Annotated in this window: 18 protein-coding genes; 10 read left to right on the forward strand and 8 right to left on the reverse strand. The window is 64.8% G+C overall.

The window, feature by feature from the left end; translation table 11 throughout:
- Positions 1-110: 110 nt before the first annotated feature.
- Both glyA and AC3WN8_RS07840 read right to left on the reverse strand, forming a co-directional pair.
- Positions 111-1,433 carry a serine hydroxymethyltransferase gene (gene glyA / locus AC3WN8_RS07835; protein ID WP_492668844.1) on the reverse strand — a complete coding sequence of 441 codons (1,323 nt, stop codon included), beginning with the start codon at positions 1,431-1,433 and terminating at the stop codon, positions 111-113.
- A gap of 80 nt (positions 1,434-1,513) precedes the next feature.
- Positions 1,514-2,299: a phytanoyl-CoA dioxygenase family protein gene (locus tag AC3WN8_RS07840; RefSeq protein WP_492668845.1), complete on the reverse strand. Its 786-nt coding sequence runs from the start codon at positions 2,297-2,299 to the stop codon at positions 1,514-1,516.
- Between the two features lie 311 nt (positions 2,300-2,610).
- Here AC3WN8_RS07840 and AC3WN8_RS07845 point away from each other — a divergent pair, with 311 nt between their 5' ends.
- From AC3WN8_RS07845 to AC3WN8_RS07855, 3 genes are all read left to right on the forward strand, one after another.
- Entirely contained in the window at positions 2,611-3,837 is a 1,227-nt protein-coding gene (locus tag AC3WN8_RS07845; RefSeq protein ID WP_492668846.1) for a glycine C-acetyltransferase, read from the forward strand.
- Entirely contained in the window at positions 3,834-4,619 is a 786-nt protein-coding gene (locus tag AC3WN8_RS07850) for an SDR family NAD(P)-dependent oxidoreductase (RefSeq protein WP_492668847.1), read from the forward strand. Before AC3WN8_RS07845 ends, AC3WN8_RS07850 begins: the two co-directional genes overlap by 4 nt.
- A gap of 84 nt (positions 4,620-4,703) precedes the next feature.
- On the forward strand, positions 4,704-5,828 hold the full coding sequence (locus AC3WN8_RS07855; RefSeq protein WP_492668848.1) for a dipeptidase: 1,125 nt from the start codon (positions 4,704-4,706) through the stop codon (positions 5,826-5,828).
- Positions 5,829-5,863: 35 nt separating this feature from the next.
- Here AC3WN8_RS07855 and AC3WN8_RS07860 read toward each other — a convergent pair whose 3' ends face one another.
- The 5 genes from AC3WN8_RS07860 to AC3WN8_RS07880 all read right to left on the reverse strand — a co-directional run bounded on the left by AC3WN8_RS07860 (position 5,864) and on the right by AC3WN8_RS07880 (position 15,112).
- The gene (locus AC3WN8_RS07860) at positions 5,864-7,396 is read right to left on the reverse strand and encodes a M20/M25/M40 family metallo-hydrolase (RefSeq protein ID WP_492668849.1); all 1,533 of its coding nucleotides are present in this window, start codon (positions 7,394-7,396) and stop codon (positions 5,864-5,866) included.
- Between the two features lie 89 nt (positions 7,397-7,485).
- The gene (locus AC3WN8_RS07865) at positions 7,486-8,469 is read right to left on the reverse strand and encodes a dipeptidase (protein WP_492668850.1); all 984 of its coding nucleotides are present in this window, start codon (positions 8,467-8,469) and stop codon (positions 7,486-7,488) included.
- 8 nt (positions 8,470-8,477) lie between these two features.
- On the reverse strand, positions 8,478-10,523 hold the full coding sequence (locus AC3WN8_RS07870; protein WP_492668851.1) for a M13 family metallopeptidase: 2,046 nt from the start codon (positions 10,521-10,523) through the stop codon (positions 8,478-8,480).
- A 78-nt stretch (positions 10,524-10,601) separates the two neighbouring features.
- Entirely contained in the window at positions 10,602-14,207 is a 3,606-nt protein-coding gene (locus AC3WN8_RS07875; RefSeq protein WP_492668852.1) for an ABC transporter permease/M1 family aminopeptidase, read from the reverse strand.
- 11 nt (positions 14,208-14,218) lie between these two features.
- A complete protein-coding gene (locus AC3WN8_RS07880; RefSeq protein ID WP_492668853.1) occupies positions 14,219-15,112 on the reverse strand; it encodes an ABC transporter ATP-binding protein in 894 nt (297 codons plus the stop codon).
- Between the two features lie 155 nt (positions 15,113-15,267).
- Here AC3WN8_RS07880 and AC3WN8_RS07885 point away from each other — a divergent pair, with 155 nt between their 5' ends.
- The 7 genes from AC3WN8_RS07885 (at position 15,268) to AC3WN8_RS07915 (ending at position 23,985) form a co-directional block, all read left to right on the forward strand.
- A complete protein-coding gene (locus tag AC3WN8_RS07885; RefSeq protein ID WP_492668854.1) occupies positions 15,268-15,840 on the forward strand; it encodes a TetR/AcrR family transcriptional regulator in 573 nt (190 codons plus the stop codon).
- 303 nt (positions 15,841-16,143) lie between these two features.
- A complete protein-coding gene (locus AC3WN8_RS07890; protein ID WP_492668855.1) occupies positions 16,144-17,067 on the forward strand; it encodes a dihydrodipicolinate synthase family protein in 924 nt (307 codons plus the stop codon).
- Positions 17,067-18,062 (forward strand): 4-hydroxyproline epimerase, encoded by a 996-nt coding sequence (locus tag AC3WN8_RS07895; RefSeq protein WP_492668856.1) that lies wholly within the window; start codon positions 17,067-17,069, stop codon positions 18,060-18,062. The genes AC3WN8_RS07890 and AC3WN8_RS07895 overlap by 1 nt, the downstream gene beginning before the upstream one ends.
- Entirely contained in the window at positions 18,059-19,306 is a 1,248-nt protein-coding gene (locus AC3WN8_RS07900) for an NAD(P)/FAD-dependent oxidoreductase (protein ID WP_492668857.1), read from the forward strand. The genes AC3WN8_RS07895 and AC3WN8_RS07900 overlap by 4 nt, the downstream gene beginning before the upstream one ends.
- A 23-nt stretch (positions 19,307-19,329) precedes the next feature.
- Positions 19,330-20,004 (forward strand): GntR family transcriptional regulator, encoded by a 675-nt coding sequence (locus AC3WN8_RS07905; RefSeq protein ID WP_492668858.1) that lies wholly within the window; start codon positions 19,330-19,332, stop codon positions 20,002-20,004.
- Positions 20,005-20,131: 127 nt separating this feature from the next.
- The gene (locus AC3WN8_RS07910; protein ID WP_492668859.1) at positions 20,132-21,556 is read left to right on the forward strand and encodes an amino acid permease; all 1,425 of its coding nucleotides are present in this window, start codon (positions 20,132-20,134) and stop codon (positions 21,554-21,556) included.
- A 35-nt stretch (positions 21,557-21,591) separates the two neighbouring features.
- Positions 21,592-23,985, forward strand: coding sequence for a CehA/McbA family metallohydrolase (locus tag AC3WN8_RS07915; RefSeq protein ID WP_492668860.1), 2,394 nt, complete (start codon positions 21,592-21,594; stop codon positions 23,983-23,985).
- 64 nt (positions 23,986-24,049) lie between these two features.
- Here AC3WN8_RS07915 and AC3WN8_RS07920 read toward each other — a convergent pair whose 3' ends face one another.
- Positions 24,050-25,183, reverse strand: coding sequence for a dipeptidase (locus AC3WN8_RS07920; protein ID WP_492668861.1), 1,134 nt, complete (start codon positions 25,181-25,183; stop codon positions 24,050-24,052).
- Positions 25,184-25,295 lie beyond the last annotated feature (112 nt).

Below are 25,295 nucleotides of genomic sequence, written 5' to 3' on the forward strand. Positions count from 1 at the left end.
ACAGAGGAAAATTCAGAGCGGATCCGGTTCGGACTGAACCGGATCCGCTCTGTTGGGCGACAGCCTTACCCGATGCCGTGCCCGTGTTCGGGTTCACGGCTTTGGGAGACTCAATCGCGAATGAAGTGCAGCGTGTCGAAGCGCTTGCGGAACGCGGTGGCGCGTACGGCGGTCGCGGCTGCGTCGTTGCCGGTCAGGCCCGCCACGATCAGGTCGGCGAGTTCGGGCATGTCGGTCGCGGTCATGCCCCAGCGGACGATCTCGGGCGTACCGAGGCGGAGGCCGTTGAAATCGCCCTCGACCGGATCGATCGGCAGGCCGATGCCCGAGGTGAGGATATTGGCCTCGCGCAGCTTCTTGGCCGCGGTGTGGCCGCCGCCGAAGGAGGCGGCCTCGACAACGAGCTGCTGCGACTCCGTGAAGCCGCGCGCCTTGCCGAACACGGGAATGCCGCGCTCGTCCAGACTGCGCGCCAGCGCCTGGGCGCTCTCGCGCATTTCCTTGGCATAGGCGGGCCCGTAAGCCTTCCAGTCGAGCAGCGCGAGCGCGAGCGACGCGGTTTTGGCGGCATCGAAGTTCGCGGTAAGTCCCGGGTAGGCGATCGCCTCGATCCGCTCGGCCAGCGCGGCGTCGTTGGTCACCAGCAGGCCGGAGGGCGGTCCGCCGAGGCTCTTATAGGCGCTGCAGCCGAGCAGATGCGCGCCTTCCTCGAGCGGCTGCTGCCACTCATGGCCGACGATCATGCCGCAGATATGCGCGGCGTCGAACAGCACATAGGCGCCGACCTCGTCCGCGATGGCGCGGATTTCCTTGATCGGGTGCCGCCACAGATTGACGCTGCCGCCGATGGTGATGAGCTTGGGCTTCACGTGACGCGCGAGGTCCGCCAGCGCGGCGACGTCGACGGTGTAATTGTCGGCATCGATGGGCGCGCTGTGGACGTTCAGGCCGTAGAGGCCGGCCGCGCCCGGCATATGATGGGTGACGTGGCCGCCGATCGAGCCAGGCGGCGCGATGATGGAATCGCCGGGTTTGCAAGTGGCCATGAAGGCATAGAGATTGGCCATTGCACCCGAATTGACGCGGATTTCCGCATAGCGCGCGCCGAACATTTCGGCGGTCACTTCGGCGGCGAGGATCTCGATCTGCTCGATCGCCTCCAGCCCCATCTCGTATTTGTCGCCGGGATAACCGAGCGACGGGCGCGTGCCGATGCCGCTGGCGAGCAGCGCCTCGGCGCGCGGATTCATCGTATTGGTCGCGGGATTGAGATTGATGCAGCCGACATCGTGGATCTGGCGGTTCTCCTCGATCAGTTCGGCAAGGCGCGCATCGACTTGATCGACGCTGCTGCCCGCGATCGACGCTGCGACCGACTGAACGAGATTTTCACTACCCTCGCCAACCCAGGGGCGCCGTGCCAGCATCGTCATTATCTATCCTTCAATGAGGGCGCGGATGCGGCGCCGCCAAGGGCCGCACCCGTCAAGTCGTTTTGCGAAACCCGCCGAAATCAGGCGGCGATCTGCTCCAGCAGGCAATTGTCGGCGAGCGGGCGGATCGGCGTCAGGTCGCGGTGATGCTGGTGATCGGCACGGTCGGTCTTGGTCAGCGCGTTGGCGACCGGGTTCGCGATCATCGAGAAGATGCTGCGGTTCCAGGGCGACATGTTGGGCGGCGAACCGTGCAGCATGCAGTCACCGAAGATAAGCGCAGTGCCGGCCTTGCCGGTGATCGACTGGAGATCGCAGGTTTCGGAAACCCGGCGGACATCCTTCTCCTCGATCACCCAGAGCGGCCAGCTGGTGGACACGGTATCGTGCCACGTGCCGAGATGGCCGAACTTCTGCGAGCCCTTGAAGAAATGGAGCGGGCCGTTGAACTCGTTCACATCGTCGAGGAAGATGTGGAGGTTGAGCGCCAGCGGCTCGGGCACGCCATCCTCGTGATGGTGCGTCGAGAAATCCTGGTGCCACTGCCACTGCTCGCCGTTGAACGCGGCCTTCACATTGATCTTGGCCTGCTGGACGTAGAGGTCGTCACCGCGCAGCTGCTGCGCGGGCTCGATCAGGCGCGGGTGACGCACGACCTTCGCGAAGGTCTCGTCACGCAGATGAAGGCCGGTCGCCATGCGGACGACGTTGCTCTTCTTCTCGCGGATGTTGGTGGGAACGTCCTGCGCGAACACGCGGTCCGCCGCGGCGCGGATCTCCGCAACCTCCTCGGCCGAGAACAGCTCGGGAAGAATGAGAAATCCGTTCTGCTGGAATTCCTCGATGCGTTCCTGTGAAAGTTTCATGCTCTGCTCCTGTCGGTCATCCGCGACCGTCTTCTCGTCAATGCCGATCCGCGAATTCGCGGCACCGGCTGCAATCACCCGCTTCCTTTCCTAAAATCCGCTATCCGCATCAAACCAGAAATGTTGGGGTTATAAATCAGAATTTCTATCTCTTCTTGGGCTGCGATATTTGCGGAACGACCTTGATTTGACATAGCTCAGACTATAGCCACTCTATCACCAGAGTTGATGTAGCCCCCACCATTCCAGGCGAGCGGCATGGGATTCTATGCCTCAGCCGCAGTTTTTCTCTTTTATGACGAGTGACGCGAATGACCGGCGAGACCCAGTTTATTGATCGTGTGCGCGAGACCTTGGCCGGTATCGAAGCGGCTGGGCTGACCAAGCCGGAGCGGGTGCTGCTCTCCGCGCAGGGCCCGGAGATCACCGTCGCGCGCACCGATGGCGGCACCGCGGACGCGATCAATTTCTGCGCCAACAACTATCTCGGGCTCGCCTCCGATCCGCGGATCGTCGCCGCGGCGGCAGCGGCGATGCAAAGCTGGGGCTCGGGCGCGGCGGCGGCGCGGTTCATCTGCGGAACGCAGGGCATCCACAAGGAGCTGGAAGCCGCGCTCGCCGGCTACCTTGGCTTCGGGGACGCGATCCTGTTCGCCGCGTGCTTCGACGCGAACGGCGCGGTGTTCGAACCGCTGTTCGAGGAGCAGGACGCGATCGTGTCCGACGCGCTCAACCATGCCTCGATCATTGACGGCATCCGGCTGAGCAAGGCCAAGCGCTACCGCTTCGCGCCCGGCGACACGGCCGATCTGGAGCGGCAGCTCGAGGCCGCCCGGGCGGAGGGCGCGCGCACCATCGTGATTGCCACCGACGGCGTGTTCTCGATGGACGGCCACATCGCCGATCTGCCCGCGATCACCGCGCTCGCCGACCGCTATGGCGCGCTGGTGATGGTCGATGACTGCCACGCGACCGGACATCTGGGGCCGGAGGGGCGCGGGACGCCCGCGCTGCTTGGAGTGGACGGCCGGATCGACATATTGACGGGCACCTTCGGCAAGACGCTGGGCGGCGGCCTGGGTGGTTTCATCTGCGCGGCGCGCGAGGTCGTCGCTTTGCTGCGCCAGCGCGCGCGGCCCTATCTGTTTTCCAACAGCCTTTCGCCCGCCACGTGCGGCGCTGCGCTGGAGGCGATCCGCATCGCGCGCTCGGCGGAGGGCGAGGCGCTGCGCCGGCAACTCGCCGCAAACCGCAAGCAGTTCCGCGAAGGCATGACGGCTGCGGGCTTCAACCTCGCGCCGGGCGAGACGCCCATCATCCCCGTGCTGCTGGGTGACGACCGCATGGCGCAGGAGATGGCGGCACGGCTGCTGGAGGCGGGCATCTACGTCACTGGCTTTTCCTATCCGGTGGTGCCCAAGGGCAAGGCGCGCATCCGCGTCCAGCTCTGCGCGAAGCACAGCCCGGAGCAGATCACACAGGCCATCGGGACGTTCGTGCGCGTGCGCGACGCCATGGCCGCCGAGGGGAGCCGATGACGATGGCGGACGATTTCACGGGGCAGGCGGTGCTGGTGACCGGCGGCGCGAGCGGGCTCGGGCGCGCGATCGCGCGCGCCTTTGCCGAGGCGGGCGCGAAGGTCGCGGTGGCCGACCGCAACAGCGAGGCCGCTGCGCACGAGGTGGAGCATCTCCGCACGATGGGCTGCGAGGCCCTTGCGATCGACGTGGACGTGACGGATTCCGCACAGGTGCAGGCCATGATCGACCGGACCGTCGAGACGTTCGGCGGGCTGGACGTGCTCGTCCACAGCGCGGGAGTCGGCGTGGAGCGGCGCTTCCTCGACACCACCGACGAGGAATGGCGGCGGATCATCGACATCGATCTGAGCGGCAGCTTCTATTGCATGCGCGCCGCGGGGCGGGTGATGGCCGCGAAGGGCTATGGCAGGATCGTCCTGCTCTCCTCCACCGCGGGGATGCGCGGCGGGACCGCGCGCGCGGCCTATGGCGCGGCGAAGAGTGGCGTGATCAACCTGACACAGGTGCTCGCGGTGGAGTTGGCCGAGCAGAGCGTGACGGTGAACGCGCTCGCCCCCGGGGCGATCGAGACCGAACTGGTCCAGCGGATGCACTCGCCTGAGACGCGCAAGAATTATCGCCGCGCGGTCCCGATGGACCGCTACGGCACGCCCGAAGAGGTGGCGCACGCCGCGCTCTATCTGGCAAGCCCGGGGGCCAGCTATGTGACGGGGCATATCCTGGCGGTGGATGGCGGATTTCTGGCTGCGGGCCTGCTCAACAAGCCGAACGACACTTAGGACATCTGGCGCTCGACCCCAGCTTTATTGCGTTGTCTCGCGCCGGCATGGTCACCCATTACGGCGCGACAAGGGAGACGCATGATGACCGATTTCTCACGCAGGCAAATGGTGGGCGCCACGCTGGCGGCGGCGGCCGCGCCTTATATCAGCCGGCCGGTGCAGGCCCAGACGTCGGCCTATCCGCCGCGCGCCTATCCCAAGCAGGTGGTCGATCTGGTCAACCAGTCACTCGTGATCGACATGCTCCATCCGATCAAGATCGCCGAGAAGCCGGAACCGATGACCGAGAAGCTGGCGGCGGAATTCCGCTCCAGCGGCATCACCGCGATACACCACGCGAATGGCATCGGTGGTCCCGACGCGCGCGACATGGTGCTGACCTTCTACATGATGTGGACCCATTATATCGCGGTGAACAGCCATGTGCTGACCGGTGTGAGCAAGATGGCCGACATTCTGCGCGCCAAGCGCGATGGCAAGGTGGCGGTGATCATCGGCGTGCAGAATGCCGACCATTTCCGGAAGAAGGAGGATGTGCAGACCTTCTATGATGTCGGCCAGCGGGTCTCCCAGCTCACCTACAACAGCCAGAACCGCCTCGGTTCGGGATCGACCGAGCGGGCCGATGGCGGCCTGACCGACTATGGTGCGGTGATCATCGAGGAGATGCACAAGGTGGGCATGCTGGTGGACGTGTCGCATTGCGGCGACCGCACCACGCTCGACGCGATCGCCGCCTCCAGCAAGCCGATCGCGATCACCCACAGCAATTGCCGTTCGCTCACCAACCATCCCCGGCTCAAAACCGACGAGGCGATCAAGGCCTGTGCGGCCAAGGGCGGCGTGATGGGCATTGCGGGCGTCCGCAACTTCGTGAGCAGCACGGAGCCGACGACGATCAAGCAGCTGGTCGACCATTTCGACTATGCGGTGAAACTGATCGGCATGGACCATGTCGGGCTGGGCAGCGACCTCGACATGCACGGCTATGACGACATGCCCGCCGAGCTGCGCAAGGCGATGAAGGAGATCACCGGCCCCAAATATCTGTGGCGCGACAAGATCGACACCGATGGGTTCGACCATCCGCGCCGGGTCTACGACCTGACCGAGGAACTGATGCGCCGCCGCTATTCCAAGGACAATATCAAGGCGATCCTCGGTGGCAATTTCGCACGGCTGCTGACCGCGACCTGGGGCGGCTGAGGGGCGGCTTTAGCCCCTCAGTCATCGCAGATCCCTCAGATCGATGCGAGCATGTGGAGGAATTCCACATGCCCCATCGTGGCATCGACCAGGCCCGCTGCCTTGGGATTGACCGAGTCGATCAGATAGAATTCGTCGGGCGCGTGCGCCGCGCCGCCATAGCCCAGGCCGAAGCGGCCGACCGGCACCGAGACCGGCGGCTGGGTGAAGGTGCCGCCCGGCCAGCTTCCCGCCAGGCGCGGGCTGAGACTGGGGCGCACGCCCAGCTTGCGGTAGGTCGCCACTTCGGCGCGGGTGAGCGAACTGGTCTCGCTGGTCTCGGTCGGGTCGTAACCGCCGCTGACGTTCATTTCGATATCCTTGAAGCCGCGCTTGTCGAGATGCGCGCGCAGCTTGCCGATGGCCTCGGTGCGCGTCTGGTTCGGCACGAGCCGCAGATCGAGCTTCGCGACCGCACGGCCCGGCAGGACGGTCTTGCCGCCCGGCCCGGTATAGCCCGCGACCAGGCCCTCGATATTGACCGTGGGCTCCTGCATCAGGCGGATCATCGCGTCTTCGTAGGACAGGTTGTCGATCCAGTGGGTGAAGCTCATCGCCTCCTTGATCTGCGCCTCGCTCGAATATTTGGTGGCCTCGCGGATCAGCGACTTCTCGCGGTCGGTCAGCGGGCGGACATTCTCGAACCACCCGTCGATCGCGGGCGTGTTGCCGTCCGGCGTGACCAAGGTCTGGAGCGCCTGGACGAGCCGCCAAGCGGGGGAGTCGAGCGCGGCTTTCAGGCTGGAATGCACGTCCTTGCGCGGACCGCGGCCCCATTTCTCGCCGCTGGCGACGAGTTCCAGCTCGATGATGCCCTTGGCGCCCAGCTCGATCACGGCATTGCCCTCCAGATCCGCCATGGCTGTGGGCATCATGATCCCTTCGCACCGCTTGAGCGCGGAAAGCACCTTCGGCGTGGTCGCGAGTTCGCGGAAGTTCGGCGAGCCGATCTCTTCCTCGCCTTCGCAAAGCAATACGAGGTTGACGGGCAGCTTGCGGCCCGCCGCGCGGATCGCATGGAGTGCGGCGAGGAAAGTCGCTTCCGGCCCCTTGTGGTTGGCGGTGCCGCGCCCGATCAGCACCGAGCCAAGCCCCTTGCGCTCCACCAGCCGGCTCTCGAGCGGCGGCGAGGTCCATTCGGCGGCGTCATATTGTTTCACGTCGTACATGAAGTAGAGGCCCAGCGTGCGCTTTGCGCCGGCATCGAGTGTGCCGAGCACGCCGGGATGGCCCTTGGTGGGCACGACTTCCGCGGTCTGGAAACCGGCCTGTTTGATCAGCTCGGCCATATAGGCCGCGCCCTCGGGCATGTTCTTGTTCTCGGCGGCGATCGAATCCAGTGCCACCCAGTCGCGGATGCGCTTGACCGACGCTTCCTTGCCGGCCTCCGCCGCCTTGCGCACATCGGCAAAGCCGCTCTTCTGCGCAAGCGCGCCGAACGGGCTCATCAGAGCGGTTCCCGCCCCCAGCATGGCCGCGCCGCGGATGAGGTCGCGGCGGTTGAACTGATCCATCGTGCTGAATGTCATGCTGCTCGTCCCCGTAAAGATTATCGTCTTTTGTCTCGCCACTGGGGGCGAGCGCAACGCGTAAAGCCTAAGGCTTAGGCTTAGCTCTTCTATTTCCAGACGGTCTCGGCGATGCGCCGGTGATTGCCGCCGAAGAGCTTGCCCAGCGTCTCCCGGCTATATCCGCGATCGAGCATGAACCGTGCGATGTCAGGCAGCCGTTCGGGCTCGACCATCTCCGCGCCGAGCGGAAAAATGTCCGGCGGAAAGGTCACTGGATCGGCGGAGATATAGTGGTTCAGCTCGTCCATATCGAAGACATAGTCCAGCGCGATGCCGACATGATCGTCGCCCACCAGATCGAGCATATGCTCGACATGCGCGGCATAGGCTGCGGTGGTGGCGTCGTTGTCGCCGAGAAACGGACCGAAGCCGTTGATGCCGATCACTCCGCCCCGCTCGGCGCAGGCGCGGATCAGGTCGTCGGGGATGTTGCGCGGATGATCGTGCACCACGCGCGCGTTCGAATGCGAGAAGATCATGGGCAACGCCGAGGCGTCGATCATCTCGCGCGCGGTGCGACAGCCGCAATGGCTGCCGCACACGACCATGCCGACCCGGTTCATCTCCGCGATCACGCTGCGTCCGAAATCGGTCAGCCCTTCATCCGCCTCCATGCAGCCGCCGCCGGCGGCATTGGCGGTGTTGTAGGTCCCCAGCATCCAGCGGACGCCGCGCGCGTAGAAATGCTCGACCCTGCCGATATCGCCGTCCAGCGCGGTCATGCTTTCGAGATCGAAGCAGATGCCGAGCCTGCCGCTCGCCTGAGCAGCATCGAGATCGGCGGCCGTCTTCACCAGCATCAGCGTATCGGGGTGTTCCGCCACCCAGTTCTGAACGCTGTCCAGCATGGCGTCGGCAAGGTCCCCGCCGAACGTGCCGAACGCCGCATTGATGGTGACGACGGTCACGCCGGTCGCACGCATCCGCTCGAGTTGCGGCAGGAAGCGCCTGTCTTCCGGCCGCAGCGGCAGGCAGGCGTGATTGTCCCAGACGAGGCTGCCCGGCAGGATCTTCGAGAGCGGTGTCCGCATCATTTGCGCTACCAGATTTTGACGCGCTTGGACGGCTCGAGATACAGCTTGTCGCCGGGTTTGACATCGAACGCCTTATACCAGGCGTCGAGATTGCGGACGACCCAGGCGCGCTGCGTCGCGGGCGAATGGGTGTCGGTCAGCAGCTGCTGGCGGAGGTGCCCCTCGCGCTGCTTCACCCGCCAGAATTGCGCCCAGCCAAGGAAGAAGCGCTGATCGCCGGTATAGCCGTTGATCACCGGCGCCGGCTTGCCGCCAAGCGAACGCTGATAGGCGTCGTAAGCGATGGTGAGGCCGGCGAGATCGCCGATATTCTCTCCAAGGGTCAGCCGGCCGCTCATATGTTCGCCCGGCAACGGCTCATAGGCGTCGTACTGCGCGATCAGCGCCTTGCTCGCCTTCTCGAACGCTCTGAGATCCTCCGGCGTCCACCAGCTCTCAAGCAGCCCCTTTTCATTGAACTTGGAGCCGTTGTCGTCGAAATGATGACTGATCTCGTGCCCGGCGATCGCGCCGATCGCGCCGTAGTTCACGGCCGGATCGGCCTTGGGATCGAAGGACGGCGCCTGCAGGAACGCGGCCGGGAATGTTATTTCGAGCCGGTTCCAGCTCGCATTGGCGTTGACCGTCTGCGGAGAATAATACCAGTCGGATCGCTGCGTCGGCTTGTCGAGGCGGCCGATCGACCAGAGGAATTCGAAACGGTTCGACCGGACGACATTGCCGAAAAGATCGCCGTCCTTCACGTCCAGCCCGGCATAGTCGCGAAATGCGTCGGGATAGCCGACCCTGACCACGAAGCCTTTCAGCTTCTGCTGCGCCTTGGCCTTGGTGACCGGCTGCATCCAGTCGAGCCGGCCGATGCGATCGCCCATGACCGCCAGCAGATTGTTGGCGAGACCGGTCATCGACGCCTTGTATTCGGGCGGGAAGTAATGCTGCACATAAAGCTGGGCGACCTCGTCGCGCAGCATGCCGTTGACCAGCGCCGTGCCCTTCCGCCAGCGCGGCTCGCGCTCCGGCGTGCCGTTGATAACCTTGTCGTAAAAGGCGAAGCGCTCGGCCTCGACCGCGTCCGGCAAGGCCGGCGCGAGAGCCATCAGGCTGCGCACCGTCATCTGATCGCGCAACACCTCGACCGGTGCCTTGTCCATGATCCGGGCGATGCCGATCATTGCGCTCGGATGGCTGACGATCAGTTCGCTGACATTGGGAACCGCCGCCTTGATCACTGTCGGCATATCGAGCGTCGGCGTGGAGAATTGCGCGGTCTGGGCAAGCGTGAACTTGTTGTAGGTCTTCGTGACGTCGTTCGCTTCGACGCGCGTCCACTGAACCTTGGCGATCTCGGTCTCCATCTCCATCACCGCCTTGGCGCGGGCTTCGACATCGCTCTCGCCGGCAAGCGTCAGCACGCGCCCGAGATGCGCGACATAAGCCTCTCGCATCTTGGCGAACGCCGGCTTGTCCGAGAGATACATGTCGCGATCGGGCATGCCCGTGCCATCCTGCCAGATGCTCAGGATCATGCGCTTGGGCTGCCGGTCATCGGGCCATACCCACGGGAAATAAGGGCCGCTGATGCCCATCCGCATCGATTCCGCGAGCAGCGCCGAATAGCCCTTGCGGTCTTTCAGACCCTTGATCCGGGCGAGCCAGGGCTGAACCGGTTTCATGCCCAGCGCCTCGATCTTCGCGGTGTCCATATAGGCGGCATAGGCGCGGCCGAGCTTGCTCGACGGATCGTTCTGCGTACCCTGGATGATGCCGCGCAACCGCTCGCTCGTGAGGTCGCGCATGACAAGATACGATCCGTACATTGCCTTGTCGGCCGGCATCGGCGTGTTCTTCACCCAGCCGCCACCCGCATAAGCGTAGAAATCGTCGCCGGGCTTCACCGACCTGTCCATGCCGCTCTCGTCAAAGCCGAAGGCGCCGATTTCGGGCGTGGACTTGGCGGCCGCCGCGGGGTGCTGCGCATCCTGCGCGCCGAGCGGCGCGAGGCCCGCCATCGCGGTGCCGATGAGAAGGGCGGAGGTGAAGAAGCGGCGCATGAAAACCTCTCGGACTGAACGGACCAGGGCCGGCATTTGGCCGGGCCCGGATGAAACCGGACCCGGCCGCCCAACGGGTCACTGGGTTACGGAGACCACATTGTCGTTATGGTTGCGGTCGATATAGGTGAGGTACGGATCGACCCCGGCGTAGAGCGGCTTGCCCTTCGTCACGATCTTCACCTGCTGCTCGCCGGAGCGGATCGGAACTCGCTTCATCGAGAGCACATTCTGCCGGCCGAAGGCGAGGTTCGACGGATCCAGGCTGAACACGCCCACATCGATCGGTTCGTCGAGCGGCGCGGTCTTCTCGTTGCCCTTGCCGTCGGCATAGGCCTTGCCGCCATGCACGGTGACCGTCGTTTCATACTGGCCGTTGGCGAGCTGGCGGACCGTCGCCGTCTTCACGCGCAGATCATAGAGCGTGATGCGGTAGAACAGATCCTTGATCAGCTCCCGCTCCTGATCGTTGCGGGCGATGCCGAGCAGGCCGTTCACCATATCCACCGAGCGCGCGAACGGCGGCGGCTGGAAGCGGTATTTTTCGATGATGCTGCGCAGCACGCCGTTCACGCGGTCCTCGCCCAGGCGATCCTGGAGCAGATACATCACCACCGAACCCTTGTAATAGTGGATGTAACCCTGCTTCTTGACCAGCGCGAGCGGGCGTTCCTCCGCCTTTTCGGCACGGCGGCCCGACAGATAGTCGCTCTGCTCATATTGCAGGAAGCGACGCATCCCGTCATGGCCGTAGCGCTTCTTCATCACCATGATCCCGCCAAATTGCGACGGCGTCTCGGTGAGCACCTCCGCGCCCTCGACATCGCCCGGCATCACCTGGTGGAACCAGTATTGATGGCCATATTCATGCGCGGTGACGAAAGCGAGATAGTCGACATTCTTCGGGTTGCGGAAGTCGCCGGTGAAGCCGAACCGTTCCGAATAGCCCACCGTGCCCGGCGCCGAGTTCGCGGTGCCCGCATAGTCCGGGCGCTCGATCACGCGGAAATATTTATACTGATAGGGCCCCCAGTTCTTCTGATAATATTGGAGCGAGTCCTTCACCACGCCGAGCATGCGGTCGACGTTCATCGGGTGCTTGGGGTGGTAGTAGACGCTCAGCTTCACGCCATCGACGTCGATCGACTTGACCGCATAACGGCCCGACTGGATCGTGATGAAGTTCAGCGTCGGGATCGGCGACACGAACCGTGCGATGCGGCGGTTGCCCACCACCTTGTTCGACACTTCCTGACCGGTCGCGACCAGCGTCTGATCGGCGTCGGTCGATACCGTCACATCGGTATTGACCCGATCGACGCCGGCATAGCTGCGCATGACCGCCGCCTTGTCGTCGAGCGACGGCGTCGGCGTCTCTGGCGGAAGGCCGTATTTCTTGCGCAGCGTGGCGCCTTGCAGGAAATTGGCGCGGCTCATCCCCAGCGCCGGTGCGAAGCCGAGATTGGTGAGATAGGCGCCGTTCCTCGCGGGCTGGACGTCGATCTCCCAATATTGCTTGTTGGTAGGCAGCGACTTGATTCCGCGTTGTTCCATCACGGTGCGGAAGGTCAGCGTGCCGCTCGCGCCCGGCTGCAGCGGCCGTTCGAACCGATAGATCTTGTGAAGATTGTCGACATCGTCCGTCTGCAACTTCGCGCCGGGAACGGTCATCGACCTCACCTTCGTCATCCAGTCGGGCACGTTCATGCGGACGTGCAGCAGCTCGATCGGCTTATCCGTCTCGTTGACGAAGCGATATTCGCCGTCGAACTGCACCCAGCGCCGGGACGGACGCAGATCGACGTTGAGCTTGATGTCCTTCAGCGTCGGTTCGGGCTGGTCGAGATATTTGGCGTAGTCCTTTTCATATTGCGCGTTGTGCGCCTCCATCTTGTCCTTGTCGGGACGCGTGTTGAGCACGTTCATATTGTAGAAGAGGAACCCGCCGATGCCGGCGGTGGTCAGCACCGCGACCAACAGTAGCGCCAGCGGCACGCCGCGCAGGCGCAGCGGCAGCGTGCGCCACTGTGCGCCTAGCGTAGTGGTACCGCCACGGCGCCACATCAGATGGCCGATAACCACCAGGATCAGCGCGAACGCGGTCCAGTAGCCGCGCAGCCACCAGGCACTGGCAGCCATATAGTCGTCGCCATTCATCTCCGACAGCGCCATCGGCGCTTCGGCATAGTTGATCAGCGGATGATCGAGGCCGAGGCCGGCGAAAACCGTGGTCGACACCAGATAGATCAGCATCAGCCCCCAGCCGACGAACTTGTTGGGGCTGATCGCCTGAAGCACGATCGCCAGCACCGAGAGATGGATGACGTAAAGCGTGCTGGGAATGACGAACCAACTCAGCCACTGGCCGGGCTCGACATCGAGAACGCCGCGTGCAAGCTGATAACCCACCGCCTGGATCGTCACGACGATGACGCTGAGCGCGACCAGCACGCCGACCACGCCGGCCAGCTTGGAAACGAGGAAGATCCAGTTGGGAATCGGCGTCGAATCGATGATGTCACCGAAGCGCTTCTCACGCTCGCGCCACACCACCTCGCCGGAGAAATAGATTGCCATCAGCAGCGTGATCAGAAGCGACGCGCCGCGCACGGTGTCGATGATCGCATAGGTGCGCGGCCAGATCGGCACGTCGTACATGCGGCCGGCGAGGCTGAGCGTCAGGAACAGGTTGATCGAGCCGACCAGCGCCAGCACCCAGAAGGCCGGGCTCTTGAACACGAGCTTCATCTCGAGCAGCGTGCGCGTGATGAGCTGATGCCAGGCAGCACCTTCCGGCTTCGTATCGGGCAGGCGATCGACCAGCATCGGCTGGACCGCAGCGAGCTTCTTCGCCTTGGCCGCCTGGCGCTTGTATTTGCCCTTCGAAATGCCCCGGTCAGCGAAGCGGAAGCGGACGACCGCAAAGGCGACGATGGCGATGGAGATCGCGATCCACACCAGCCGGTGGCTGAGCAATATTCCGGTCAGTTCCAGCGACTGCGTGTTCTGCTGGATCGGTGTCAGATAACGGACGCCAAGACTATAGGCGACCGAACCGAACGGCTCGAAATAGGATGCGAACGACAGGTCTGGCAATTTGCGCAGCATCGCCGTCAGCGTGAAATACGCGAACATAAAGACGATGACGGTCAGGTAGCTATAGGTGACCGATCGCGTCCAGCAGGCCACGGCGAAAAAGATCGCGGAGGTGATCAGCAGGTTGGGCAGCGCTATGACGAAATAGGTGAAGGCATAGTCGCCCAGCCGGTTCGGCCCGATCAGCTCGGAATTGACCCATGGCATGAAAGTGCCGAGCCAGATCGCGAACGGCACCGCCAGAAACGCGACCGCGGCGCCGAAAAAGGCGCCGGTGAAACGGCCGAACAGATAGGGCAGCTTACCCACTTTGGTCGATCGGATGATCTGGCCGAAGCCGGTCTCGTCGTCGCGCACCACTACGTTGCCGACGAACGCGGTCGTCACGAACATGAAGAACATCGACATGGTCAGGGTGACCTGCGCAATGCCCACGGGCGAGTTGGTGAAGGTGTTGCCGCTGACCGGGCGGATCGACTCGACGGTCGTCCACCCGAAGGTCAGCAGGAAAAAGAGGATTGTGGCAGCCCAGAAGACCGGGTTGCGCAACTGGTAACGCGCCTCGAAGCGCGCGATCGTCGAGAACATCGGGCGTTCCTTTATGCGGCGGGTTGCGCGGCGGCGCGGCGCGATCGGACCAGCGTCGAGAGATAGACGTCCTCGAGACCGCCCTCGGCCTGGGTGAAGCCGTTGCCGGGATCCTGGTCAGACAGAATATGGACGATCGTACTGCCGGAAAGCAGCCGGGTGGAGATCACCTCATATTTGCCCTTTACTTCGTCGAGCTGATCGCGCGCGATCGTCTTGGCCCACACGGTGCCGCGGCTGCGCTGGATCAGGTCGGCCGGCGCACCCTGAAGCTGGATGCGGCCGGCGGCGAGCACGGCCATGCTGGGGCAGAGATCGGCGACGTCCTCGACGATATGGGTCGAGAGGATGACGACGACACTCTCGCCGATCTCGACGAGCAGATTGTAGAAGCGGTTGCGCTCCTCGGGGTCGAGGCCCGCGGTGGGCTCGTCCACGATGATCAGTTCGGGGTTGCCGATCAGGGCCTGGGCAATGCCGAAGCGCTGGCGCATGCCGCCCGAATAGCCTGCGACTGCCTTGTTGCGGTGGCTCCAGAGATTGGTCTGGTTGAGCAGCGTTTCGACGGTCGCCTTGCGGTCGGCCTTGGAGGTGATGCCCTTCAGCGACACCATGTGATCGAGCAGGTCATAGGCCGATACGCGCGGATAGACGCCAAAGTCCTGCGGCAGATAGCCGAGCGTCGAGCGCAACCGGGTCGGCTCCGCCAGCACATCGATGTCGCCGAATCGAATCGAGCCCGCGGTCGGCGTCTGCAGCGTGGCGATCGTACGCATCAGCGACGACTTGCCGGCGCCGTTCGGCCCCAGCAGCCCGAACATGCCCTTTCCGATCGAAATCGTGACGCCGTCGAGCGCGCGCGTCCCATTGGGGTAGACGTGCTCGACACCATTAAGCTGCAACAAGGCTCATCTCCTCAAAAAAACCGTTCTGGCGGGTTGACCGGGGCGCACCGATGCGCCAATCGAATTACCGACCAATGTGGTCAGTTACCGACCAATATGGACTGGTGCAAGAAATTTGTCTGCCGCTGGTCCGTTCGATGGCAAGGCGGACGGCGATGCCGAGACAGACCAAATCCGAGATTGACGACGAGATCATCGATTGCGCGGCGGGACTGTTCGCCCGGCACGGCTTCGCGCGCACATCGATCCAGCAGATCGCTGACGCGCTGAAATATTCGAAGGCCGGGCTGCTTCATCACTATCCCAGCAAGCAGGCGCTCTTCGACGCGGTGATGGCGAAGCACGAGATGCAGACCAGCGACCGGCTCGACCATGCCCGGACGTTCGCGCCGGGCATCGCCAGAGACCGCGAACTCATCGAAGGCGCAGTCGACTTCGCCTATCAATGGCCGGGCATGGCCGAGTTCGGCCATTATCTGTCGCGCGAACGCCTCGGCGAAAACCCGCGCCTGACAAAGCTGGGACTCGATCTTCTGGTGGTGCTGGGAATCGACCTGACCGATCCGGACATGGGGCGAATGACGCGCGCGTTCACGGGGCTGTCTGGTGCGAACTTCAGTGCCCGTCTTGCGGGGGCGATGGGCCTCCAGAAAGAATGGCGCGACCTGATCATCGCCGCGGCGATGGACACGCTGGGCCACCATATGGACACGCCCGCGAAGAATTGACGATCCCCGCGCACGCGAATCCGCAGCCCACCATGCGGCTGCGGATTCCGATCGTGCAAGACGGTCTCTGGTCATCCATTCTCCAATTCCGGATGCGGCGGACATTTCCGCCGTTTCCCTTTCCCGCGAACCCTGATGCGAAACGGACTGCATCAACTCGGCGTGAACGGGATTGATCATTCTTATATCGTATACTAAACACGATACTGCGTTGAAGGACGGAGTCAAGATCGCAGCCGGAGAGAAACTCCCGCTCGCACTCGGACGAATATTCCATAGGATCTGGTTCGAAGGAGATTTTCAGTGGCGGCTCAAAATGCATTGTGGACGGGCGTTTATCCTGCCGCGACGACCCAGTTTTCCGAGGACGGGTCGATCGATCTCGATGCGACCCAGCGCGTGTTGACCGCGCTGGTCGATGACGGAGTCGACGGATTGATCCTGCTCGGTACCTGCGGCGAGAACAACTCGCTCGACTCCGACGAGAAGCGCGCCGTGCTGCGCGCCGGCGTCGAGGCGGTCGGCGGCCGGGTGCCGCTGGTCGCGGGCGTCTCGGAGTTCACCACCCGCCGCGCCGCCGCCTATGCGAAGGAAGCCGAGGCGATCGGTCTCGATGCGCTGATGGTGCTGCCGGCGATGGTCTATGTGCCGACCGGTGCCGAGCTGGTCATGCACTTCCGCACCGTTGCGGAGGCCACGGCATTGCCGATCATGCTCTACAACAATCCGCCAGCCTATCGTGTGAGCGTCGACATTGCGACGCTCGACGCGCTCGAATCGGTACAGAATATCGTGGCGGTCAAGGAAAGCGCGCCGGATACGCGCCGCTTCACCGATCTGCTCAACCGTTATGGTGACCGCTATTCGGTGATGGCCGGTCTCGACGATGTCGCGCTGGAGGGGCTGATGCTCGGCGCATCGGGCTGGGTCTCCGGCCTCACCAGCGCCTTCCCGCAGGAATCGGTTGCGCTGGTCGCCGCCTTCTATCGCGGCGATATCGAGGAAGCGCGCAAGATCTACCGCTGGTTCATGCCGCTGCTGCACCTCGACGCCGAGCATGACCTGGTCCAGTCGATCAAGCTCGCCGAGGAGATCATGGGACGCGGATCGGAGCGGGTGCGCCTGCCCCGCCTGCCGCTGGCGGGCGAGCGCCGCGCCGAGGTGATCGCGATGGTCGAGGAAGCCGCGCGCACCCGGCCCATGCTCCGGGAGGCCGTTGCCGCCTGATGCGACACAGCTTCTTCTGCATCGATGGGCATACCGCCGGAAACCCCGTCCGCCTGGTGGCGGGCGGGGCACCGCTGCTGCGCGGTTCCTCCATGGCAGAGCGGCGGCAGGATTTCCTCGCCCGCTTCGACTGGATCCGCACCGGCCTGTGCTTCGAGCCGCGCGGGCACGACATGATGTCGGGCGGCTTTCTCTATCCGCCCTGCGGCGATGCGGATGCGGCGATCCTGTTCATCGAGACGAGCGGCTGCCTGCCGATGTGCGGCCATGGCACGATCGGCATGATTACGTTCGGGCTGGAAAACGGCCTGATCCAGCCGCGTGAACCGGGGCGGCTGACGGTGGAGGTGCCCGCCGGGACGATCGAGATCGTCTACGAGCAAGAGGGCGACCGGGTGCGTTCGGTGAAAATCCGCAACGTGCCCGCCTATGTCGCGCAGCGCGGCATCGAAATCGACGTGCCGGGCTTCGGGCCGCTGGCCATCGACGTCTCCTATGGCGGCAATTTCTACGCGATCATCGAGCCGCAGGGCAGTTATACCGGGCTGGACGATCTCGGCGCGGCGCGGATCATCGAATTGAGCCGCGTCATCCGCGCGATGGTGCGCGAGATCTATGAACCGGTGCACCCGGGGGACTCGAGCATCCGCGGCGTCAGCCATGTGCTGTGGGCGGACAAGCCGAAAGGCGAGGGGGCGGACGGGCGCAACGCGGTATTCTACGGCGAGCGCGCGATCGACCGGAGCCCCTGCGGCACCGGCACCTCGGCGCGGCTGGCGCATCTCGCCGCGACCGGCAGGCTGGCCGTGGGCGATCGCTTCGTCCACGAAAGCTATATCGGCAGCCGCTTCATCGGCCGGGTCGAGGCGGCAGCGAAGGTGGGCGATGTGGACGGAATCATCCCATCGATCGAGGGATCGGCGATCGCCACCGGCTTCAACACGATATGGATCGACCGCGAAGATCCTTTCTGGGCCGGATTCACGGTCGTTTGAGCGGAGCGCCCGCCACGGCGATCGTGATCGGCAACGGCGTCGTCGGGCTCGCCTGTGCAATCGCATTGCAGCGGCGCGGCATCCGGACGAGGATCGTCGCACCCGACGAACCGTGGCGCAGCGCATCCTGGGGCAATGCCGGGCATATCGCGACCGAGCAGGTCGAGCCGCTCGCCTCGCCCGCCGCAGTCCGTAACTTTCACAAGCGCCTGTTCATCCGGGGCGGTGCGCTTTCGCTGCCGCCCGGCGCCGTGGCGACATGGCTGCCCTTCGCGCTGAAGCTGCTCCGCGCGAGCACGCCGATGCGGTTCGCGCACGGGAAAAAGGCGCTCGGCGCGGCGCTCGCCCACGCCCTGCCCGCCTGGGAGCGACTGGTTGCGGATGCGGGCCATCCCGGCCTGTTGCGCACCGACGGGCATCTGGTGCTGTGGGAAAGCGCCGCCAGCGCGGAAGCGGGGCGAGCGCATTGGCGATCGACGGATATCGGCACCGCGCGGCTCGAAGACGTGCCGGCGGACGAACTCGCCGAATTACAGCGTCTGATCCGCCCCCGGATCATGGGGGCGCTGCGCTTTCGCGACACCGGCCAGATCACCGATCCGGCGGCGCTGGGCGAGGCGCTCCAGGCCTGCTTCCGTGCCCTGGGCGGCGAGCGGCGCATGGGCCGCGCCGTGCGGGTGTCGGGGCATATGGACGCAAAGGTCACGCTCGACGATGGCGGCGAACTGATCGCGGACCTGGCGCTGGTCGCCGCGGGTGCGGCCTCTGCCGCGCTGCTGACGCCGCTGGGCGTTTCCGCCCCGCTGATCTCCGAGCGCGGTTATCATATCGAGAGCGCCGCGACCGAATGGCCGACCGGCATGCCACCGGTCGTGTTCGAGGACCGCTCGATGATCGTCACCCGCTTCGCGCATGGCTTGCGCGCCGCAAGCTTCGTCGAGTTCGCGCGCGGCGATGATCCGCCCGACCGCCGCAAATGGTCGCGGCTGCGCACGCATGCGGGGGCGCTGGGACTCGGCCTGGGCAATGCTGCGCGCGAATGGATGGGCGCGCGCCCCACTTTGCCCGATTATCTTCCGGCGATCGGCCGCCTCCGCGGCCGGCCCGCGATCGCCTATGCGTTCGGCCATCAGCATCTGGGCCTGACCCTGGCGGCGGTCACCGGCGAGGCGGTGGGCGCGATGATTGGCAACGAATCCGCCCCGTTCGATCTGTCGCCCTTTGACGTGACCCGCTTCGGGTGAGCGCGCTCGCAAGGAGCAAATATATGGTATACGGTTCAAATATGAACGGCCTCATCATTCGCAATCTCTCCGACCAGCTCGTCGATCTCGTCCGCGACCGGATATTGAACGGCTCGGTTCCGCCCGAACAGCCGATCCGGCAGGACGCGCTCGCCGCCGAACTCGGTGTCAGCAAGATCCCGCTGCGTGAGGCGCTGACCCGGCTCGAACAGGAAGGGCTGGTCCGCAACCAGATCAACCGGGGCTATTTCGTCCGCTCGCTCGACGCGAGCGAAGCCGAGGAGGTCTATGCGCTCCGCCTGAAGCTGGAACCGGACACGGTCGCGCTGGCGGCCAAGCGCGCGACCGACGAAGACCGGCAGCATGCGATCGCGACGCATGCCGCGCTCGATCACGTGACCAACGCGCATGGCGACGGCGTCGGGGCGTTCAACCGGGCGTTCCACCTCGCGCTGATCCGCCCCTCGGGCCAAGCGATCACCACGATCCTGCTCGAGCGGCTGCATGTGCTGAGCGAGCGCTATGTGCGCAAGCATCTCGAACCGTTGGGCCGCGATGAGCGCGCCAACAGCGAGCATGACGAGATCCTGAAACTGTGGCTGGCCGGTGACAAGGCGGTCGCGAAGCTGATGCACGCACACATCAAGAAGACGATCGTCGATCTGCGCGGACAGCTTTCCCAGGGCGGCAAGGGCTGATTCGCCGAGCACAGCCGACAATTTCAGATGCCGGTAATTTCGACTTGTCGTATTTCGTATTTCGTATACGGTTCGACGGAGTCGTGGCGCCCGAGCGCCATGGTCTATCGGACAAGGGGAGCGTCGCGTGGCAGGACATTGGCTGGGGCCGCGCAAGCCGATCGAGACCGCTGGCGGCGGCGCGAACGGACTGCGCAAGACGCTGAGCTGGCCGCATCTGGTCGGCCTCGGCGTCGGTGCGATCGTGGGCACCGGCATCTATACGCTCACCGGCGTCGGCGCGGAGCGCGCGGGACCGGCGGTCATCCTGGCCTTCGCTGTGGCGGGCATCGTGTGCGCCTGCGCCGCGCTCGCCTATGCCGAGATGGCGACGCTGATGCCGACATCGGGCGGCGCTTACACCTATACCTATTCCGTGCTCGGCGAGACGCTGGCCTGGATCGTGGGCTGGAGCCTGATCCTCGAATATTCGCTCGCCTGCTCGACCGTCGCGGTCGGCTGGTCGGGCTATCTTGTCGGCTGGATGCAGTCGCTGGGGATGCACCTCCCGCCCGAAATCCTGGCGGGGCCGCATGCCGGGGGCATCGTCAATCTGCCCGCGGTGCTGGTGGCGCTGGCGATCGCTGGCATGCTGATCGCCGGCACGCGCGAGAGCGCGACGTTCAATATCATTCTGGTGGGGATCAAGCTCACCGCGCTGACAGCGTTCGTCGTCCTGGCCATGCCCGCGTTCGATGCGGACAAATTCACCCCCTTCATGCCCTATGGCTTCGGAAGCGAAGTAATCGATGGCAAGACGCGCGGCGTGATGGCGGCTGCAGCGATCGTGTTTTTCGCCTTTTACGGGTTCGACGCGGTGGCGACCTCTGCCGAGGAAACGCGCAATCCGGGGCGCGATCTGACCATCGGAATCCTCGGATCGATGGCGGTCTGCACGCTGATCTACATGTTTGTTGCGGTCAGCGCGATCGGCGCGGTGAACTATCTCGAGCTGGGCGCGTCGGCAGAGCCGCTGGCGTTCGTGCTGCGTTCGCTGGAGCATCCCTTCGCCGCCTGGGCGATTGGGCTGGCGGCGCTGATCGCGCTGCCCTCGGTGATCCTCGTCATGATGTATGGCCAGAGCCGCATCTTCTTCGTGATGGCGCGCGACGGGCTGCTGCCACGCTTCCTCAGCCGCGTGTCGCCGCGCTCGGGCGCGCCGACCACGATCACCGCGGTGACCGGCGTGTTCGTGGCAGTGGTGGCGGGCTTCTTCCGGTTGGACGAGATCGCCGAACTCGCCAATGCCGGCACGCTGGTGGCGTTCATCGCCGTGGCGGTGTGCATGATGGTACTCCGCCGTCGCGCGCCGGATCTGCCGCGCGTGTTCCGCTGCCCGCAGCCCTATCTGATCGGCACGCTGGCGACGCTCGGCTGTATCTATCTGCTGATCAGCCTGCCCACCCACACGCTGACGCGCTTCGCGATCTGGAATGTGGCGGGCATCGCTTTCTATGTGCTCTATAGCCGCACGCGCAGCGCGCTCAGCGCGAATAATGATCGTCCGGCGTAATGCGGTCGCGGGAGTGGAATACGCGTCGTTCGATCATGATGTCCGTTTGCGCGCTGGCGGTATCGCAATCGGCGTCGGCCGAATGGATCAACCGCTACCCCAGGGTCCCGACCCTGCCGGTACAGGTCTATCTCGAAGGCTATAATCTTCCGACCTTCGCCATCTCGCCGACCGATCCCGCGCCCTCGCCCGACGGCAAGAGTGTGGCGTTCGCAGCGCGCGGCTGGCTGTGGATCATGGACATCGCCACGCGCGAGGCGCGCAGAGTCACCCGCGGCGCGTCCATCGACGCACGGCCCACATGGTCGCCCGACGGCCAGACCATCGCGTTCATGCGTGACAGCGGCCGCGACACCGGCCTGTGGCTGCTCGACGTGGCGAACGGGCGCGAGCGCGTCCTCGTCGATACGTCAACGATCGAGCTGGACCCGGTCTTCTCTCTCGACGGCAAGAGCGTCTATTATAGTTCGGCCGAGGCTGGCGATCTCGACATCTGGCGGATCGATCTCGCCTCTGGCGCGAAGACACGGCTGACCACCGCCAAGGGGCAGGAGATCAATTCTCAGCCGGTCACCGGCGGGCTCGTCTATGTCTCCGAACCGACTTTGCTGTCCGATACGGTGGAGATGCTGTCCTTTGCGGACGGCAGCACAAAAGTCCTGCGTCGCGAGGGGCTGTCGCCGCAGCTGCGCATCTCGGCCAGCCCCGATGGCCGCAGCTTCGCGCTGACGCCGCTGGCGGGCGACGACCGCACCCAGCTGCTCGTCTCCAACGCGAGCGGCGGCGAGACGCTGCGACTGGCGATCGATGCCACCTATCCTGTCACACCCGCCTGGGGCCGCGACGGCATCTGGTATGTCCAGCCCGATCGCGAGGAACGTTTCAGGCTGTATCGCGTGGCGGTCACCGGCGGTCCGGCGGAAGAGGTGACGCCGCTTTACTGGACCATGGGCGCACCGACCGCGCGGGTCACGATCCGCACCCGTCGCGACGGCTCCGCCTTGCCCGCCCGTCTCGCGGTGGTTGACGGCGCGGGCCATCCTGCCGCGCCCGATACCGGCAATACGACATTCGACGGCCAGCATGGCCGTATCTTCTTCTATTCGCCGGGCGCTACCACGGTCGAGCTGCCCGCGGGCGAGATCGCGATCACCGCGAGCCACGGGCTGGACGTTCCGGTCGTCACGCGCCGCAAGCTTCGCGCGGGCGAAACTGCGGTGATCGACATCGACCTGCCGAAGCCCGCCTTCGACGCGACGGCGCGCGGCTGGTTCAGCGGCGATCTCCATAGTCATCTGAACTATGGCGGGCCGTTCCAGCTCGAACCGGACGATCTCGTCTCGGCGATGCGCGCCGAAGCGCTGGACGTATCGACGCCCATGCTCGCCAATCTCCAGACCGCGCTCACCGATGTCCGCTTCTGGGGCTGGCAGCGGACCGAGCGGCCGTTGGTGAAATTCTCGCAAGAGGTGCGCTCGCATTTTCTGGGACATATCGGCGTGATCGGCACCGATGCGCCGCATACGCCGTTCTTCTTCGGGCCGGGCTATCCCGCCGCCTATGATCGGCTGGACCTAGCCAACAGCTCGCCACTGCGCTTCGCAAGGGCGCATGGCGGCATGAACATCTATGTCCATCCGGTGATCGTGCGCGACCCCTTCCCCCAGGGCGGCCTGCCGACGGGCATCCCTCTCGAACTGGTGCCCGATGCGCTGGCGGGCGAGGTCGATGCGATCGAACTGGCTTGCCTCTGGACCGACGAGCTGGGCACTTCCGAACTCTGGTACAGGCTGCTCAATCTCGGCCTGACCATCGCGCCGGCCGGCGGCAGCGACACCATGCACAATCTCCACCGCACCATGGCGGTGGGCTCGACGCGAGTCTATGCGAAGCCCAAGGGACCGCTGGGTATGGCGAGTTTCCTCGACGCGGTGTGCGCGGGCAGAAGCTTCGTGACCAACGGGCCGATGATCGACTTCATCGCGGGCGATGCCGGGCCGGGCGCGGCGATTCCGGGCGGCCGGCGCATCCCCTTCACGATCGACGCCTTCACCGCGTCGCCCGCCGATCATGTCGAAGTGCTGGTCAATGGCCGCATCGTCAAAAGCTATGGCGCGCTGGAGGGTATCGGGCGCTATGCGGGCGAGATCGACGTCCCCGCAGGCGGCTGGATCGCTGCGCGCATCCGCGGCGGTGCACCCGCTTGGCCCGCGCAGGACAGTTATCAGTTCGCGCACAGCGCCCCGATCTGGTTGGGCGAACGCGGCAGCCGCGATCCCGCGGCCTCAAGGGCGGCAGCGAACGATCTGCTGCGCTGGATGGACGTCGCGGACGCCCGGTTGAAGCAGGGCTATGACGGCGAACCGACCGCCAGATTGCGCGCGCGGTTCGCGGAAGGACGGGCGCGGCTGATGGAGTTGGCCCGATGATGACGGCCGCCGGCCCAGCGAGACGGCCGACGCGGCGGACACCAGTTCCCGGCAGTTCACGCCCTTAGCCGACGACGTCGGAAATGATGCGCAGCCAGTTGCCGCCCAATACCTTCTGGATATCGGCGGTCTTGTAACCGCGCTTCATCAGACCGGCGGTGGCGAAGTGCCACTTCTTCGCGTCGTTCATGCCTTCGGTGCCGAACGGATAGCGGAAGCGGTAGCTCGATTTGAAGTGCGGCTCGCCATAGGCCTTGAGGAATTCGTCCTTCAGCTTGGGATCGGTCGACCAGCCGCGGATCAGCGTGTCCGTGCCGAAGCCGACATGATCGATGCCGACGAGCTTCACCAGATGATCGACATGGTCGAGCCAGTGCTCGGCGGTCACCGGGAATTCACGCTTCACCATGGTGTTCACCGTAGTCAGCCCCATCACGCCCCCCTTCTTGGCGAGCGCGCGGATGATCTCGTCGGACTTGGTCCGCGGATGCTCGTTGAGTGCGCCGGCGTTGGAGTGCGAGATGATCGGCGGGCGCTTCGAAAAGGTGATGGCGTCCATCGTGGTCTGCGGCCCCGAATGCGAGGAATCGACCAGGATGCCGACCTCGTTCATCCGATGCACCGCGGCGATGCCGAAATCGCTGAGGCCCGCGTTGGTGCGCTCGGTCGATCCGTCGCCGAGCAGGTTGCGCTCGTTATAGGTGACCTGCATCGCGCGGATGCCGAGGCCATGGAACATGTTGATGTTATCCAGCTCGCCATCGATCGGCGCGTTCTGGAAATTGAACATGACCGAGGTCTTGCCCTCCGCCTTGGCGCGGCGGATGTCGGCGGCCGAGCGCGCCGGGGCAAGGAACGCGCTGTTCTCCCTGATGAACTTGTCCCACGCGACGCAGTCGGACACGCCGTTATCCAGCGTGAAGCCGTTCATCATATAGCTCCCGCGCGGGTTTTCCGGACGGCGCACGCCGAGCGTGGTGCTCATCGTGGTCAGGCCGCTCTGCTTGATCTGCGCGAGGCCTTCGGCGTCGCGACTCTCGTCGCACAACATGTCGATGATCATCGATTCCCGATAGAGAGCCTCGGCGTCCTTCAGCAGCGGCTCGATGTCGGAGAGCTTGCCCAGCGCCGGAGCCGCCCATGCGAGCGCCGCCATCGCTCCGCCCGCCTGCATGAGTTCGCGCCTGTTCACCGTCATGATGTGTCTCCCTGTCCAGGATTTTCCCTTTCCCATTTAATGAGTGACGGCGCGCGCATGAGGCAACGCAGTAAAGCTGGGGCCAAGCATCAGCCCTTCTGGTGCTTGGTCG

Source organism: Sphingobium sp. FW305-3-2-15-F-TSA7 (assembly GCF_058787155.1).